Source organism: Bradyrhizobium pachyrhizi, assembly GCF_029714545.1.
GTDB lineage: Bacteria > Pseudomonadota > Alphaproteobacteria > Rhizobiales > Xanthobacteraceae > Bradyrhizobium > Bradyrhizobium pachyrhizi.
The window spans coordinates 8,546,609-8,563,212 of record NZ_CP121667.1; the positions used below are offsets into that span (position 1 = coordinate 8,546,609).

Genomic DNA, 16,604 nt, shown 5'->3' on the forward strand with positions numbered 1-16,604 from the left:
CGACTAGGGGGCTGTGCAGCCATTAGGGACTCTCCGAGTTGGGCGGGTCCTGGCTTCGAGGGGTTCGAGTCCATAACGGGCTGGCTTTGTTCAGGCGGTCAACGAGAGACGTCGCTTGATCAAAACGTTCTACGACACGAGGATCCGTCGTAATATAACCGACGGGAACACTTCCTGCGGCAACTGCGACCCGAACGGAGAACCCGAGAACATTTCCCACTCGCAGGAACTCTAGACTTCCTGGCACCCCCCTCGCTGAAATGGCATAAGCCTCGTCAAACACATTTCTGAACTTACGAAGCACGTCGAGCGGGGTCTCTTGCAAGTCGCACATAACGGCGCTCGCGGATTGCCCGGCAGAGCGAACTGCATCCTTAAACCGAGCGACGGAGGCGGAAAGGTCAGGAGTAGCGCCCCAAGCAGTTCCACCGGGTCTTCCCCATATAAGTCGCTGCGAGCCGTCAGGGCCCCTCTCGACCAGCCGGCCGATCTCAGCAAGAGCCAAGAACGCGGTGACATTGTCCGGCAGATAAAGCGATCCTAGAACGGGCCGCGTTCTTCCCTCCATCCCCTCTGTTGGAGTTTCGGCGTCTAACCATTGCCGTAGTTGAAAAAAAGGACCGTTATCAAGGCGTTGAGAAAAGCGCGTATTTCCGAACAAGCGATCGACAAAACCCGCAACATTTCGATCTCTTTGGCTTATGCGGAGGCTATTCTTAGCGGCTGAGATGCCCTCAATAAGGGGACGCAGAGCCGCGAACTTGTCCGGCTGGATGCCGAAATCAGTTTCGATCCGCAAATCGCTCGATAACGTTAGGTAATCCGTCGTCTTGTATGACGACCATCCGTAGCCCTTGGGCTCCACATGGGAGATCGAATAAAGATGGATCCCATCCGCATCCTTTATACCTTTTAGATTGCGCACATAGTCGCGAAAACTTCGCGAAAAGGCTTCCTCGGCATACCGGATTGGTGTCTGACTAGCAGATGTGGATGCTTTTACCTCAACAAAATGACGAGTTGCATATGGGCTCTCCGCGCTCAACAAGTTGCTCGCCACCATATCGAATGAAACCGTCTCATTCCACGGCTCAATCGATACAATTCTAGGCAGCTCGTCCTCCGCGCTGGAAAAAAGCTCTTCCGCCGCAGCATGCAATGAGACGTTTTCTCCACTCAGCACTACGTGCCCGCGTGCGACGAGATCCGAAAGTACAATTTCCAATTCCCTGCTGGAAAAGCCAAAATAAGACCGCAATCTCCGAACGGGCACCTCACCCAATAAGCGCAGCACTCTAAGTACAAACTCATCCACAACCGGGAATCGTCGATCGCGTGAGACATTCAATGCGAATGCGAACTTACGACAAGGAATTCGAAAGCCGGTTGTATCGATCGGGAATCTACGGCTCTCAATCTTCGAGATCGATGTCATAGATCACCTGCCCTAACAAACTCACCGTCTGGCTTACTCAACGCCCTGAGATGCTTAAGCACGCGGCCCATTGGACTGTCGCTACGGCGAGTCCACATTCTTACATCCCCTACAATAACCAAACGTTCTTTCGCTCGAGATATTGCGACATTCGAACGACGGGGACTTCGAACGTGACCGATCTTTCCGCCTCGGTTGCTGCGAACCAGCGACAAGATGACAATCGTATTTTCTTTCCCCTGATAGGAGTCAACCGTATCAACCCGAATACGATCTCGAAATTGACGAGGTAGATCTGACTGCGTCAACTGGCGATCGATCTCTGCACTCTGCTCCTTGTACATACAGATGATGCCGATTGGGTGCTCCTCGTCACGATCGACTAGATGGTCTCGCAATTGTTCTTCGCCATAAATTCGCGCCACCAACTTCAGTATTGCTGTCGCTTCTGCAGCGTTCGAGTACGTGTATTCGTTAGACGCACCAGGCTTTTCCAAATGTGATCGCTCCTGGGATGTATCCACCCACGTTACACATGATCTCAGTATGCCTAATCGTTCTGGGTTTTGGAAGAATCTGCTCGGTTCACGACGAGGCGACGTTGATAGCCTCACACCAAATGGCTCGTAGAATAGCGATGAAACCAGTTTGCATATTGGTTCAGCCATTCGGTACTGCTCGTTCAGCACCTGTCCACGAATGCGTCCAAAATTAGAATTGAACGCCCTCTCAAAATCGCTTCGCTGCACCGCGCTTAAGCCAGCAACCGGAAATTCCCGGCAAAGCTCCCGAGTTACAACTTCGTCAACCATGGGACGAAGCTGACGATGATCTCCTACTAGCAGAACTCGTCGTCCTAATTGCAGCGGAACGGCAAGCTCGCCCGGAGTGCATCTAGCCGCTTCATCAACAATCACCCAATCATACTCAAGTTTATCAAGTCGAATTCGAGTTTGCCCAAGCCCCACGCACGTACCGGCGACTATAGATTTTGTTTTTGCGAGAAATTCTTCAAAGTTACGGGACGACGCACCCATAGCCTCTTTCCACTCGCGCGAGAGACTGAGCAGCTTTTTGAGAAGATCTTCATCGGCGAGCGACACCTTGTCGTTTTCCGCAACAAGATGACTGAACGCGGCGTCGAGAGCATCCTTTGGTTCACCGTATTGAAGATCTTGCAATCCAAACTTCTTCAATACGCCCTCGATCGCACGCGCCACGCGCGCCCGAATCGAACGCTCGCCCCGTTCTTCCGCCTGATCACTCTCGAGATCAAAATAGTATCTTCGAACCAATTCCCCCAAACTTCGGTCCAGATCTATAGCACGCTCGGCAAAGCCTCGGTCTATTCCGGCCGTTCTCGCCAGCAACGACACGCGAGCTTTAAATGAGTTTAGGAAAGTTGCCGCGTACTTTTCGCGAACCGCCGCGATATGAAAGGACTTTACCGACGGCGTTATATTCTTGGAGCCTATGCGAAGGAGATCAGGCCGCTTTCCAAACTTTCGAAACAGTTTCGCTGTGGCTACAATGACGTTATTTACGGCCTCGTGCGACTGGCTCGCAATGAGTATACGGTCGACGCCCTGCACTGTAATTAACCAGTGAACAAAGGCGGCAATGAAATACGTCTTTCCCGTTCCTGGCGGCCCCTGCAGAAGTCCGACCGGACCATTCTCAGCAATACTTCGGAACGCATCGGCTTGCCCTTGATTGAGCTCGTAGACCGATAGTTCGTTGTCGGTAGGGCTGCATTGATACGGAAGATCTGCCGCGCTCAGAGATGGATCAAAATAGGTTATTAGATTTTTGATTGGGCTATTTCGACCCAGAATACGATCAACGGCTCGTTTTCTGCGATTGTACGACGTACGTTGCTGTCTTTCGACGAGCTGCAGGACATCTCCATCCCTTAACGGCAAGTCCAGTTCGCTTAGTGCCAATATGCTTCCATCGGTATTCATCGTATCTAAGCGCGCGACGCGCCGATTCCTTCCTGGAAAACACAAGTCGACTAAATCTTCGGGATCAAAATCGAAATTTCCCTTGTGCAACTCGTATTTCACTGACCAGCCAGAGGCCGTCGATATCGGATCAGACCGCAGGACAATCTCAGGGGTCAGATTCTCTTCCAGTTCAATCGATCGCATCCAGAATTTTTCAATATCTAATGGACCGTCGCGCTCGACAGCGGGCGGCTCCAACTCAGATAGTGGCGGAGGCTCCGTCTCTTCGTCAGAGGGAGCGATCACTTCCGCTTCAGCGATAGGAACCTCGGCGAACAGTTCGAGCAACTGGGAAACTCGCGGCTCATCTGACCGCTCGAGGCGGATCTCTGCGCTAATGCGGACGCAGCGATCAGCTTCGCGACGAATCGTTTCAAACTCGCATGCAACAAGTTCCGCAGCCGGCGGCCGATCTGCGGGAGCGATGATGCTGAGCCGATGGGTCAAACCGTAGGCAACGAACTTGACAACGCGCTCATTCAACCGTTCCGCTCGAATGAAATAGAAGCCAGAGTCAGATTCAAACGTATCGATTAGGGGTTCGACAAGGCCAACAATTATTTGCTTTGCGACAGGTTTCTGAATGTCATGGAGCGCCGCAGCTACGCGATCACTTATCGTTTCAAGCACTTCGATCGCAGGTCGCTCAAGCTCGGACTGAAGTTCGGCTTGAATTTGGACTAATCTTGCGTCCTCAACTCTTGAAATAAGCCCATGGACGATCTTTACGACTGCATAACGGTCCAGGTGTTGAACGCTCAGCCGCTCCCAATTTGCAGGCAGCCATTCAGCAGTCGCAACGGGAGTATCAATGAAATCACCCGACTCGAACAAGTGGTCGAGGATTGGACGCCTAGTGCCGTCCTGAAGCGTCACGATCTTTATCGCTGTTTCAGCAATAGCCCCATGCTCTAAGCCGACACGATGCAAGTCATCTACCGTTGAGAGCAACTCTTTGGAAATCTGCAACGCATTCAGAGCCGACAATCCAGGCTCTTCGCGAAGAGAATAGCCGCCGACGGACTTATAAACAAGAAACGCTCCTATGTTGGAAAGACCAGACGGTCCAAATTGAGGGAGTCCCGGCGGCAAGGTCACTTTGAGCTTTGCTAAGCCGTCAAACAGCCGAACAAGCATCAGATCAATTTGCGAACTTTGACCTCGCAGGAGCTTAGGCCAGATCTTGACTACAATGTCGCCAAGCTGAGGATCTTGAGAGAGAAAGACCTCTCTCCAGCCTTTTGCGAGCCGCTCGATCGGTCGCCACTCAAAGAGTGGATTCAGGTCGGTCTCGAACTTATCAAGTAATTCGGTGTCTGCCTGAATTGGCATGCTATCGAATACAATTTGTCCAAAAGCATTGGACATCTCTACAGCGTCTGCGAAGAGATTTTCTGGCTCGGTGAGTGACGTCTTCTTGAGCCAAGCAGCGAGTGAAGGGCTGATCGAGGGTGCAAGTGTTTCCCTCGCAGTCAGGATCTCGTCGCATAGCACACCCAGACTGACTACGTCTCTTTGGGCTGCGCTTCCCTCGAACGTGCGTCCCAGCGCACCGTGCGCCATCGGAGAATATGCTTCAAGATGCGGCAACCATTCTAACGCGCCGTCATCTCCAGGCAGGTGCGCCACTGCCAACCCGGAGAGCGCCAACTGAGTGCTCGAACCAACCCAAACGCCTTTGAAGCCGATATCGCGGTGCGCGACATTCTTTAGATGCAGCTCTGCCACGACGTTCAGCAGCGTTTGAGCCATCGCAACCGCATCCTCCCAAGCCATCTCTTCTCGAAATCTTTGCAAGTAGTTTGATAGTTGAACCCAATCTCTCCCAAGCCGTTTGAGGTCGTAGTGCTGAGTAAGAATCTCTTCTTTAGTGTCGCCCAGGAGCTCGAGGACCTGCCCCTTTCTGATCAGTTCGCTCTTTACTTGTCGCAGATAACCCAACGCATTGAGCTCCCATTGCGCGATTCGCTTGCGAACAGTCGGCGTGTTGAATTCGACGGGAAGCTCGTCAAATTTCCAAGTACGTAGTAGGGCGCCGTGACGTTTGTCATCCTTGAGTAACGCGCGGTGTTCGTTGAACGCGCGATGCACAAAGACGTTTTCCTGGACAACGCGATACCCATCCCAGATCATCTCTTTTGGCTTGAACCTTCTACCGCTCCCGAAAAGCTTGCTCAGCTCGCGCTCGAAAGTGTAAGCCTGCCGTCTGCGCGTTGGCCGCGGTTCGAGCAGCTGCGATCGCGACGACGGATTCACAATCGCCTTTAATTGGGCAAGCGACCAAGTCCTAGAGGCTTGCGGCGCGGATAGGTGTTTCGCGGTCGCGGAACCGGTCAAAACGACGCCGGAATCGGTATAGAAGTCAAACTCAGCGATACTGTCCCGTAGAGCCTTACCCACCACTCTCGCCTTGTGAGCGACGAGATCGACCGGTGATCGGCCCTTTGGTTGTTCGTTGAGTATCCACACATCGCCATTTGATCGGAGCTCTCCATTCCAATTCTTGAGCTCAAGAATAAGGACTCGATCATCCATGACGACGACCGTGTCGATGTCCATTGGGTTCTGTCTGATCGGGAGATACTGCAGCGCAACATAAAGCAGCCACGTATCGGGTAGCACCTTTGATAGGGCGGCGACCGCATCAGCCTCTTCAGGAAGCAGACCCGCGCTATTTAGGTATCGTACTTTACACGCCACAGCGCCCCCCAAAGAACATCGCTAATTCTTGGCTAGTTCTTATCGAATCTAACTCAACGTCGTCTATTAGGCGTGCGGATGAGATTTCGCTATTTTAGCGCGATACGCGCAGCGTACGCCAACTTGACCGTCCACCACTCGGCGTCATTGTTGGCGCCTCTCCAGACCTCGTGGGACGTCCGGTTGCCGATCTCGGGCTGAACCGGAGGATCCGCACGGCTTCTCTCCATTATCCGAGGGCAGGCTTGAGAAACTGGATCAGCGGGAAAAGGCGAGCCGACCTCCAGGAGCAACAGCGCCACCGCGACGGCGCCTCATTTAGTCAAAAATCGTTTCCAATATTCGGCCGACATTGTTGAGCCAAGGTCTCTACGCCCGCCTAGCGGGGAGACGCGGCTCTTCCAGAAAGATGCAACCCAGCGAACATGCCACGAAAGGCAAGCGCAGCTAGAAGATCGGCTTGGCTAGTGCAACCGCCATATCTAGCAGGAGAGCGAAAGTAGCTGCGCTCGAAAGTACCATCGCCAGCACGGCACCTCGCTTCATTTTTCCTCTTACCTTTTCATGATCAGCAGATTTCACTGTTTTCCGCATGGGCCCGGATCCCCTTGTTAGTATCTTGACGGTAGAGTTTTTCATGCTGTTGAAAGCTGCGCGCCGTAGCTCCAGCCAATCCTTGCGAGGAGCGAAAAAATCAGCAGACGGTCGGAGGAGGAGCGCAGCCGTTGGTACAAATCTCCTATCGAGTGGACCGCCGCGATAGAGACACAGGCTCTGGTCGCGCTGACTCCGCCCTCACGGTGACTGCATCAACGCGCTAGGCTGCGACCGCGGAGGTCGAACGTCTGGCTCACACGACCGATCTTTGTCAGGGAAACGGGCTCTAGAGCCGCGTCACCGTCCCGGGAAGTGGCCAATATTTGAACCATTGGTGCGCCGCAGAGGGGCCGGCTCCAACTAGTCGGCCTTCTGGTCTTGCCGAAAGCGGGGACCGCTCCCCTTTGGCTGCATCTAAGACTTCCGTCGGGCTGGCCACGGATGCTCGAGAAATCTACGGCTTGGCGATATCCGTGGTTGGTTGGATCTAACACGAGAGAGGCTCGCGGCTTCCGATGGCACGCGTGATATCGCACCTGGCCAAATGCGGGCCGAAATTCCGATCGCCGAGATGTCCATCCGGACAAGTCTAGGAACGAAGATATGGCAAACGAAGACATGGCAAACAAAGAACTCAGGAGCGATAACGAAGACATCGATCGCTCGCCTCCGATCGCTGTGTTCTTGTCCGGAGAATCCTTCTTCATATCCGCCGAGTATCTAAGAAGGGGTCTCGAGGATAAGGATCTGCAGCTGCGCTTCAGCATGCCGGTTTATTATCTCTACTGCCATGCATTGGAGCTGACGCTAAAGGCGTATCTGCGTAGCAAAGGGTTCTCCAGCAATCGCCTTGCTTCGCGAGAGTTTGGCCACAAGCTTCAGGTGCTTTGGAAATCCTGTGTTGCGGAAGGTCTGAAAGGTCACGCAGTCAACGATGCGTTCATTGCGCAGGCAATTGAACTCCTTGATCCGTTCGCTACGGATTTCGAGTTCCGCTACATAAAGGTTGGCCCCAAGAGCTTACCCACGCTCGACGCTGTCGCTGGTGCGGTCGAAGATTTGATGGCGACTGTCCGACCGCATTGCGAAGCCACGGTAGGCTAGCCCGGGCCCTGGTGGTCTCCTCTTAAAACGTGACCTTCAGCTTCACGTAAAGATAGGCAGCAAATCGATTCCAGAACCTTGACGGTTGCGAATTGCTGAGTGAGCTGGAGGACGCCGCTTAGCTGGACGCATCTGCCTGGACGCATCTGCTTGGATTCCAATCGGCCCGAGCTGACGCCAGTAAGATAGGATCGTCGCGGGCCGCCTGGAAAATTGGTACATCGGCTGGGTCGCCTTGTTACCCCAGCCGTTACCCAGCTTGTGATCGGCAAGTCGACGCGGAGGAAATGCACCCGCTTAAACCATTGATTTCAGTGGCGATCCCGGGAAGACTCGAACTTCCGACCTACGGTTTAGGAAACCGTCGCTCTATCCGGCTGAGCTACGGGACCGCACCGCCCGCAGCGAAAGCATGCGGGCGCCGCCATCCCATAGCAGAGCTGCCGGGTGATCGCCAGCCCGCGCCACATCGGGCGCGCGCGAAGTTGCATCGCGTTTGGCGCGTCGCGCGTTACGCCACCTGCCGGGCCGGATTCGAGGCGGCATCCGCGCTCGCCCGACGCGCCGGGAGAAACTCGATGGCCTCATCCTTCAGCGAGCCGAAGCGCAGCGTCATGATATCGAGTGCATAATTCTGGTAGAGCCGCCACGGCCGGCGCGAGCCCTGCTTTGGGAACCTGGCGGCGGCGCGCTGGATATAGCCCGATGAGAAATCCACCCAGGGCAGTTCGGCGACGGTCGGATCGTTCCGCCGCGGCGTGACTTGCGCGTAGCCATGCGCCTTCATGTGGTTGAGCATGCGGCAGACATATTCGCAGGTCAGGTCGCATTTCAGCGTCCAGGACGCGTTGGTGTAGCCGAAGGCGGCGGCGAGGTTCGGCACGCCCGAGTACATCAGCCCCTTGTAGTTCATGGTCTTCGACAGATCGACTCGCGCGCCGTCGACATTGATCTCGAGTCCGCCGAGCACCTGCAGATCGAGGCCGGTCGCGGTCACCACGATGTCGGCGTCGAGCACTTTGCCGCTCTTGAGCTTGATGCCGCCGGGCGTGAAGGTCTCGATCTGGTCGGTGACGATGGACGATCCGCCGCTGCGCAGCGATTGGAACAGATCGCCGTTCGGCACCAGGCAAAGCCGCTGGTCCCACGGATTGTAGCGCGGCGTGAAATGGGTGGCGACGTCGTAGTCGGGGCCGAGCGCGTGGCGCACGCCGCCGAGGATCAGCTTCTTCACGCGCTCCGGATCGCGCTTGCAGAGCCGGTAGAAATACATGCCGAACAGCACGTTCTTCCAGCGCGTGAGGCCGTAGGCGAGTTTCGCGGGCAGCCGCCCGCGCAGCCAGTTGGCGACCTTGTCCTCGTCCGGCCGCGCCACGACATAGGTCGGCGAACGCTGCAGCATCGTGACATGGGCGGCGGTCTTGGCCAGTTCCGGCACCAGCGTCACCGCGGTCGCGCCGCTGCCGATCACGACAACCTTCTTAGCCGTATAGTCGATGTCGTCGGTCCATTTCTGCGGATGGACGACGCGGCCGGCGAAATCGGCGATGCCGGGGAAGTCGGGCGTGTAGCCGTGTTCATATTTGTAGTAGCCGCTGCACATGAACAGGAAGTTGCAGGTGAAGCGCTCGATCGTCTTCTCCGGCCCACGCTCGACCTCGACCGTCCATTGCGCGTCGGCGGACGACCAGTCGGCGCGCACGACGCGGTGGTTGAAACGGATGTTCTTGTCGATGCCGTAGACGCGCGCGGTCTCCCGCACATAGTTCAGGATCGAGGGGCCGTCGGCGATCGCCTTCGGCTCGGTCCACGGCCGGAACGAATAGCCGAGCGTGTACATGTCGGAGTCGGAGCGGATGCCGGGATAGCGGAACAGGTCCCAGGTGCCGCCGATGCAGTCGCGGCCTTCAAGAATGGCGTAGCTGCGGTCCGGGCAGTTGGCCTGCAAATGGTAGCCGGCGCCGATGCCCGACAGTCCCGCGCCCACGATCAACACGTCGAAATGAGCGGACATGCCCTGACCCTTCCGTGGCAGTATTGACAATCTATATTGTCAGATAACTTGACATCTGACAATGCCTCGTGTCAATACACTTTCATGGCAAGCAGCCGGAAAGCCCGCCTCTATGGCGGTATGGACGCCGAGGAACGCCGCACCGAGCGGCGGCTCAAGCTGATCGATGCGGCGATCGAGGTCTATGGCGAGGTCGGCTATCGCGGCGCCACCGTGAAGGCGATCTGCGAGGCGGCCGAGCTGACCGAGCGCTATTTCTACGAGTCCTTTGCCAACAGCGAGGCTCTGCTGATCGCCGCCTACGGCCATGTCGTCGGGCACCTGCACGACGAAATGACCGCGGCCGCCGCAGCCGCAGGCGACGATGCCGAGATGAGGCTGCGCGCGGCGCTGACGCTCTATTTCACGCGGCTGAAGGAGCACCCGAAGCCCGCGCGGGTCTTTCTGCTGGAAATTTCAGGCATCAGTCCGGCGGTCGATGCCGTCAAGCTCGACGCCTTGCGCGTCTTCAGCGACATCCTGGTGCCGCCGGCACTAGACCCGAAACGCAGCGACAAGGGCGCGGCCGCCTCGCTGCTCTCGGTCGGCATGGTCGGCGCCGTCATCTCGATCGCGCTGCGCTGGGTGTCGAAGCAATATCCGCAAGCCGTGGAGGAGGTCGTCGCGATCGCCACCAGCTTCTGCCGCGTGGCGCTGACCGAAGCCGACCACCGTGAGGATGGTCACTTATCGTAGCGGCCAGATCATACCAGCGCGTCAGCCCCGCCGATTTTCGATCATGTTTCGCCAGAGCTTGCGGACCCGGCCCCCTAGCCTGCCGCCGATTTAACTTGCATATCGGGCCCCTGGGTTTTCTTATGCCCGGTACCGGGCGCAACGAGGCGCGGCCTGTTTCGCCTGACAAAACAACGCTGGTTGCATCGGCGGAGCTGAATTTTGGTCGATCTGCACAGGCTTGACGATGTGACCGCGCGCCTCGGCGATGTGGTTCTCGATCCCTCGACCTGGCCGTCCTTCATGGACGAGGTCTGCGCCGCCGTCGGCGCGACCGGCGCTGCGATGCTTCAGAGCGATATCCGCACTGAAGACATTCCGCGCACGGACTCGATCACCGAGTATTTCACCAAGACCTACTTCCCACACAATCTTCACCTCACCGACATCCGCGCAGCCCGCGGCGTGCCGCTGATGCACGCCGGCGTCGATGTCATCACCGATGCGGATCTGTTCGAATCCGAAACCGAGATGCTGCGCGATCCGCTTTACGCCACGCTCGGCGAGTTCGGACTGAAATGGTTCGCAGCGATCGGCTTCCACTCCGGCCCGGCGTTGTGGGCACTGACGATCCAGCGTTCGCCCAGGGAAGGCTTGTTCGACGCCGACGAGATCAAGGCGCTGCAAAGGGTGTCGGCGCCGCTCACGGAAGCCGCGACGCTCTCCGCCGTCGTCGGCCGCTCCGCGCTCTCGGGCATCACCAGCGCGCTCGATCTGATCCAGGTCGCTGCGATTGCCGTCGGCCGCTTCGGCACCATCATCGGCATGAACAGCCAGGCGGAACGCTGCCTGGGCTACGACCTTGCGATCCGCAACAATCGCCTCACCCTGCTCGACCGGCAGGCCAATGCCGATCTGACCAGGCTGATCGATCAGCTGGCCCACAGCTCGGACCTGCATCCATTGCCGTCGTCGCCGATCGTGGTGCGCAGGATCGACAAGCGGCCAATCGTGATCCAGATCCAGCCGGTGCCTCCGGCGGCGCGCTCGCCGTTCCTCGGGGCGCGCGCGATCCTGTTGATCCGCGATCTCGAAGGCAGCGCGGCGTTCGATCAGGCGCTCCTTGCAGCGACGTTCGAACTGACGCCGGCGCAGGCACGCCTTGCCGCGCGGCTTGCGCGCGGCGATTCGGTCGAAGCGGCCGCGCAGGCCGCCGGCGTTGCCCTTGCCACCGCGCGCAATCAGCTCAAGACGATCTTCCAGAAGACCGGCACGCACCGGCAGGCGGAACTGGTGGCATTGCTGCACAGGGTGAAGTGAACGATTAAAGGCGAATTGTTCTGATCTCCGGCCCGTTCCGATGAGATTCTTCAATTATTCCAATCGCGAAGGCTGTGTTCCATCAGCTGCGGCAACATTCCACAGGTCAGGAAAATCGTCGGGTTCCCGGGTGACAAGTGTCACTAAAATGGCGACAATCTGCTCACTCTGTGTCGTTCGGGTTTGGTCTCAATGTCCGTGATGCCGTCACGATCATCGACGTTGGCTGTTGCCGCTTTCGCCGTCGCTTGCGTGCTGGCGCCCATGAGCGCGCACGCGCAATGGTGGCGCGGCGGCCCGAAGGACTTCGAGGACTGCGCCGACCTCGCCGAGAAAGCGAAGACCAGGGAAGACAAGACCGCGCAACTCGCCGATTGCAACGCCAAGTTCGCCGGCCGTCGCAAGCCCGGCGGAGGCTACACCTATTACGACTTCATGCAGGACCGCAGCTTCGACATCGCCGGTCCCAATCCGACGCCGGACGAGCAGAAGAAGATCGACCAGGAATATACCGGCTACCTCGAGCAGCAGCGCCGCTCGCGTATCGTTGCGGCGTTCAATGCGAAGCAACTCGAGCGGCAGGAGACACAGCCGGTGCGGCCGCCGCAAATCCAGCAGGCGTCATTGCACAATGAGCCGTCGCGCAGTGAGACTGCGAAAGTCCCCGTCCCCGCCGCAAGGCCGGTCAAGCCGCGGGTCGCTGCCGTCCCCATCCCCGAACCGCGGCCGCGGGCAAGCAACTGCATGAAGGGTACGTTCTCCTGCGAATGGCCGCGGCTTTCCGAGGGATTGGACGGCCTGAAGAAGTTGTTCACGCCGACACCGCCGCCACCGACCAAGGTTGCGAAGCGAAACTGACGACTCGCTTAGTCATTCCGGGGCTCGCGCAAGCGAGAACCCGGAATCTCTCTGCCATTTCCGTCGAGATTCCGGGTTCGTCGCTTCGCTCCGCCCCGGAATGACACCGCAGGTTCAGTCGGTAATCACCATCGCCCAGAACCTGCGGTACGGCGACTTTGGATTGTCGACGAAGGCGACACCGACGCGCTTGGCGCCCGGCATCAACAGGTTCTCGCGATGGCCCGGCGAATTCTCCCACTGCTTCAGCATCTCGGCGAAGGCGATGAAGCCGGCGCCGATATTCTCGGCGGCGCGCTGCTTCTTCAGCGGCGCGATGCGCGTGAAGAAGCTGCCGCCCGCGGAGTGGCTGACCGATCCGGTCGCCGACATCGCCTCCGCCTGCTTCAGCGCCATCGCGTTCAGCTTCGCGTCGAGCCTCACCGCGGGCATGCGGTTGGCGCGCCGGTAGGCACTGATCAACCCGGCATAGTCGGCGGCACCTGAGGCCGTGGTGAAGCCAAACACCAAGGTGAGCGCGAGGAACAGCAGCTTCATCTGAGGTCGTCTCTGTGATGGATCAGTGCGCGCGGGTGCGCTTGTGGTGCCGGGGTGCGACCGATTTGTGCGCAGGCGCGGCCGCTCGGCTCGCTGCTGCGGCCGCCGCGCGTTGCTCCTGCAAGCGCGCATCATAGCCAGGCGACGGTGTCACGGTCGGCGGCGCCGCACGGACCGGGCCGGCCGCGAGCGCAACAAGCGTGAGCAGCATGATGCTGGACCGTTTCATGATGTCATCTCCTCCTGTTCGATCGACGTGGCGGACGATCATCGGCTTTCATGGTCTGCCATCGCGGATCTGTTCGGGCGTCAGCCCCGGCGAGCCCTTGCCGTCCGCCTCCGCCTTCCGGATCAGCGCGATGACGCGGCGCGACAATGGCGCCGCGAGCCCGCGGCGATCCGCGATCGCCGTGATCACACCCTGCAAATAGTCGATCTCGGTGCGGCGGCCGCGCTGCAGATCCTCCCACATCGAGGAGCGCGCCTCGGGATCGATCTTCATGGTGCGGCCGAGCAGCATGTCGAACAGCGCATCGGGCAGCCGCAGCAAAGGCGGCATCCAGCTCGACGGCAGCGGCGTCGGCGATACCGGCGCAATGCCTTCGGCGCGCACCGCGGCCAGGCCCTCGGCCATCTGATCGGCAAGCAGTCGTCGCCAGCCGCGCTGCGCGAGCTGTTGCCGCAGCGGAATATTGGACAGCGCATTGAGCGCATTGTTGAGATTGACGACCAGTTTGCCCCACTGCACGCCATCGATATTGCCGGTCGGCTTGACCGCAAGGCCCGGCACCGACAACCGCGTCGCGGTGCCCGCGTCGTCCTGCGCGATCACGATGTCGCCGGAGGTCGAGCGATGGAAGCGGCCGTCGCCGAGCGCGACCACGTTGAACGGCACCATGCCGCCGAGCACGTTGCGGTCCGGCAGACGCTCGCGCAGCAGCGGCACATTGCCGACGCCGTTCTGCAGGCTGATCACCGCGGCATCGCCAGGCGCGTGGCGCGCGATCACGTCGGCCATCGCAGCGGTATCGGCGCTCTTCACCGTCACCAGCACGGTCTGGACGTCGGACAAGATCGACGGATCGTCGGACACAATGAGCCGATCCGCGGATACCGTCCGCTCGGAGCCGTCAAAGCTGCTGACCCGCAAGCCGTTGGCTGCGATCTCCTGGATCAGCCGCGGCCGCGCCAGCAGTGCGACACGGCGCCCCGCAGCCGCGAGCATGCCGCCGACGAAGCAGCCGATGCTTCCCGCGCCCGCAATGCCGATCGGCCGGTCCTGGTTCATCTTGCCAAACGTCCATTCATCATTGGCTCGATAGCAGGCTTCGATAGCAGACCTGGGGTTGCCTGCCTATTTCGACGCACCGCAGGCCGGGTGGCCCGCCTTGTAACCGTCATGGGTGGAAGCTATGTTTCCCGCTCGGGGCACGGTTGCGGCAGGAGACGATCATGGGTTTACTCGACGTACTCAACGGCATGCAGAACGGCCCGCGCGGTCCAAGCGCGCCAAGCACATCATCCGACAGCTCCAGCGGCGGCGGAATGTCGCCGATGACGATGGCGATCCTCGCGCTGCTGGCATGGAAGGCGGTCAAGCATTTCTCCGGAGGCCAGGCGGACGCGAGCGCCCCTGAGCCGAAGCCGGCGCAGGCGCCGCCGCTTCCTCCCGGCAACGTCACCGCAGGCCTGCCCGGTGGCGGCGGGCTCAGCGATCTGCTGAAGGGCGGCCTTGGTGGCCTGCTCGCCGGCGGCGCAGCCGGCACCGTGCTCAGCGGCGGCCTCAGCGACCTGCTCAAGCAGTTGCAGGACAAGGGCCAGGGCGATGCGGCCAATTCCTGGGTCAGCAACGGTCCCAACAAGCAAATCGCGCCCGGCGATCTCGCCAACGCGCTCGGCGCCGACCAGATCGACTCGCTGGCATCGCAGAGCGGCATGTCGCGCGACCAGTTGCTGCGGGGCCTGAGCCAGTACCTGCCCGACGCGATCAATCATCTGACACCGGACGGGCGGTTGCCGAGCGGCGACGAGCTGCACCGCAGGCTTTAGCGGCATTGTTGATTCCATCTGAAGAGGACGACAGACATGGGCGGCATTATCTGGGTCATCATCGTCGGCTTTATCGCGGGGATCATCGCGCGGTTCCTGTCGCCGGGGCCGAACAATCCGAGCGGCTTTATTCTCACCACCGTGCTCGGCATCGCCGGCGCGTTTCTCGCCACCTTCATCGGCCAGGCGATCGGCCATTACGGTCCCGAACAGGGCGCCGGCTTCATCACCGCCACGATCGGCGCGCTGGTGGTGCTATTCATCTGGAATCGGCTGGTCGCGGCACGTGTGATCCCGGATCCGGGAAACAGGTGACGGCACAGCGAACCGAATATTGATCCAAAATCAAAATGCCCGGGCTTGGCCCGGGCATTTTCGTTTCCGTAACTGGTCGGAAGTCGCGGATAGCCAGTTTCACTGAATGAGATGCATGCCGGCATCCATGCGGACGAATTCGCCGGTCATGTTGCTCGAGGCCGGGCTTGCCAGGAAGCAGACCAGATTGGCGATGTCTTCCGCCGTTGACGCAACCTTCAGCGGCACCCGCGCGACCACGGCATCGCGCACCTGCTTGGCGCCCGCCTCACCGCGGCCCTTGGTGAACCAGGGCGTATCGATATAGCCCGGGCACACCGTGTTGACGCGGATCAACGGCGCCAGCGCGCGCGCCAGCGACTGCGTCATGGTGTTGAGCGCGCCCTTGCTCGCGGCATAGGCGACCGACGAACCGCCGCCCGAAATGCCGGCGACCGAGGAGACGTTGACCACCGCCGACGGACGGCCAGAAGCCTTCGCGCCGGCTTCGAGCAGCGCGCGCGCGGCACGAACCATCTGGAACGGGCCGATGGTGTTGACGGCATAGATGCGCTGGAAATCTTCCGCGGTCAGGCCGTCGAGATCGTGATGCGGCACGTGCTTGGTGGTGCCCGCATTGTTGACAAGCACGTCGAGGCGGCCCCAACCCTGCGCAGCGGCGGCGATCTTCTTGCAGTCCTCATCGCGCGATACATCGCCCTGCACCACCAGCACCTCGGCGCCCTGCTTGCGACAGGCTTCCGCGGTCGCTTCGGCTTCCGCCTTGCTGTTGGAATAGTTGATGATGAGGCGCGCGCCCTGCGTGGCGAGGATTTGCGCGGTGGCGGCGCCGAGTCCCGATGCCGATCCCGTCACGATTGCGCACAAACCATCCTTGGACATCTGCATTTTCCTTGTTGTTGTGAGCCAGATGAACTCCGGCGGCGGCACACCATATCGCGTGGAACGACATCTG

At 59.3% G+C, this 16,604-nt stretch carries 14 protein-coding genes and 1 tRNA gene; 6 read left to right on the forward strand and 9 right to left on the reverse strand.

What is annotated here, in order from left to right; all coding sequences use genetic code 11:
* Positions 1-22 precede the first annotated feature (22 nt).
* From QA639_RS40375 to QA639_RS40385, 3 genes are all read right to left on the reverse strand, one after another.
* Entirely contained in the window at positions 23-1,435 is a 1,413-nt protein-coding gene (locus tag QA639_RS40375) for a hypothetical protein (protein WP_283088824.1), read from the reverse strand.
* Entirely contained in the window at positions 1,432-6,141 is a 4,710-nt protein-coding gene (locus QA639_RS40380) for an AAA domain-containing protein (protein ID WP_346283715.1), read from the reverse strand. The genes QA639_RS40375 and QA639_RS40380 overlap by 4 nt, the downstream gene beginning before the upstream one ends.
* Positions 6,142-6,588: 447 nt before the next feature.
* Positions 6,589-6,735, reverse strand: a complete 147-nt coding sequence (locus tag QA639_RS40385; protein WP_283088825.1) for a hypothetical protein — start codon at positions 6,733-6,735, stop codon at positions 6,589-6,591.
* A 606-nt stretch (positions 6,736-7,341) separates the two neighbouring features.
* Between QA639_RS40385 and QA639_RS40390 the strand changes: the two genes are divergently transcribed.
* A complete protein-coding gene (locus QA639_RS40390; protein ID WP_283088826.1) occupies positions 7,342-7,842 on the forward strand; it encodes a hypothetical protein in 501 nt (166 codons plus the stop codon).
* Between the two features lie 315 nt (positions 7,843-8,157).
* Here the strand turns inward: QA639_RS40390 and QA639_RS40395 are convergent.
* Together QA639_RS40395 and QA639_RS40400 are read right to left on the reverse strand one after the other, a co-directional pair.
* Positions 8,158-8,234 (reverse strand) — tRNA-Arg (locus QA639_RS40395).
* 119 nt (positions 8,235-8,353) lie between these two features.
* The gene (locus QA639_RS40400; RefSeq protein ID WP_283088827.1) at positions 8,354-9,856 is read right to left on the reverse strand and encodes a flavin-containing monooxygenase; all 1,503 of its coding nucleotides are present in this window, start codon (positions 9,854-9,856) and stop codon (positions 8,354-8,356) included.
* Positions 9,857-9,940: 84 nt separating this feature from the next.
* Here QA639_RS40400 and QA639_RS40405 point away from each other — a divergent pair, with 84 nt between their 5' ends.
* From QA639_RS40405 to QA639_RS40415, 3 genes are all read left to right on the forward strand, one after another.
* Positions 9,941-10,591 (forward strand): TetR/AcrR family transcriptional regulator, encoded by a 651-nt coding sequence (locus tag QA639_RS40405; RefSeq protein WP_157348571.1) that lies wholly within the window; start codon positions 9,941-9,943, stop codon positions 10,589-10,591.
* 201 nt (positions 10,592-10,792) lie between these two features.
* On the forward strand, positions 10,793-11,890 hold the full coding sequence (locus QA639_RS40410; protein WP_050387720.1) for a helix-turn-helix transcriptional regulator: 1,098 nt from the start codon (positions 10,793-10,795) through the stop codon (positions 11,888-11,890).
* 192 nt (positions 11,891-12,082) lie between these two features.
* A complete protein-coding gene (locus tag QA639_RS40415) occupies positions 12,083-12,748 on the forward strand; it encodes a hypothetical protein (RefSeq protein WP_038377749.1) in 666 nt (221 codons plus the stop codon).
* Between the two features lie 114 nt (positions 12,749-12,862).
* Here the strand turns inward: QA639_RS40415 and QA639_RS40420 are convergent, their stop codons facing one another.
* The 3 genes from QA639_RS40420 to QA639_RS40430 are packed head-to-tail and all read right to left on the reverse strand — an operon-like array spanning position 12,863 to position 14,573.
* On the reverse strand, positions 12,863-13,285 hold the full coding sequence (locus QA639_RS40420) for a CAP domain-containing protein (RefSeq protein ID WP_283088828.1): 423 nt from the start codon (positions 13,283-13,285) through the stop codon (positions 12,863-12,865).
* Positions 13,286-13,307: 22 nt separating this feature from the next.
* Complete coding sequence (locus QA639_RS40425) at positions 13,308-13,514, reverse strand: hypothetical protein (protein ID WP_050387722.1); 207 nt, start codon at positions 13,512-13,514, stop codon at positions 13,308-13,310.
* A 48-nt stretch (positions 13,515-13,562) separates the two neighbouring features.
* Positions 13,563-14,573, reverse strand: coding sequence for a 2-dehydropantoate 2-reductase (locus QA639_RS40430; RefSeq protein WP_283088829.1), 1,011 nt, complete (start codon positions 14,571-14,573; stop codon positions 13,563-13,565).
* Between the two features lie 164 nt (positions 14,574-14,737).
* Between QA639_RS40430 and QA639_RS40435 the strand changes: the two genes are divergently transcribed.
* Both QA639_RS40435 and QA639_RS40440 read left to right on the forward strand, forming a co-directional pair.
* The gene (locus QA639_RS40435) at positions 14,738-15,334 is read left to right on the forward strand and encodes a YidB family protein (RefSeq protein ID WP_157348576.1); all 597 of its coding nucleotides are present in this window, start codon (positions 14,738-14,740) and stop codon (positions 15,332-15,334) included.
* A gap of 36 nt (positions 15,335-15,370) precedes the next feature.
* Positions 15,371-15,649 (forward strand): GlsB/YeaQ/YmgE family stress response membrane protein, encoded by a 279-nt coding sequence (locus tag QA639_RS40440; protein ID WP_028336227.1) that lies wholly within the window; start codon positions 15,371-15,373, stop codon positions 15,647-15,649.
* Between the two features lie 99 nt (positions 15,650-15,748).
* Here QA639_RS40440 and QA639_RS40445 read toward each other — a convergent pair whose 3' ends face one another.
* Complete coding sequence (locus QA639_RS40445) at positions 15,749-16,531, reverse strand: SDR family NAD(P)-dependent oxidoreductase (RefSeq protein ID WP_028336226.1); 783 nt, start codon at positions 16,529-16,531, stop codon at positions 15,749-15,751.
* Positions 16,532-16,604: the final 73 nt, after the last annotated feature.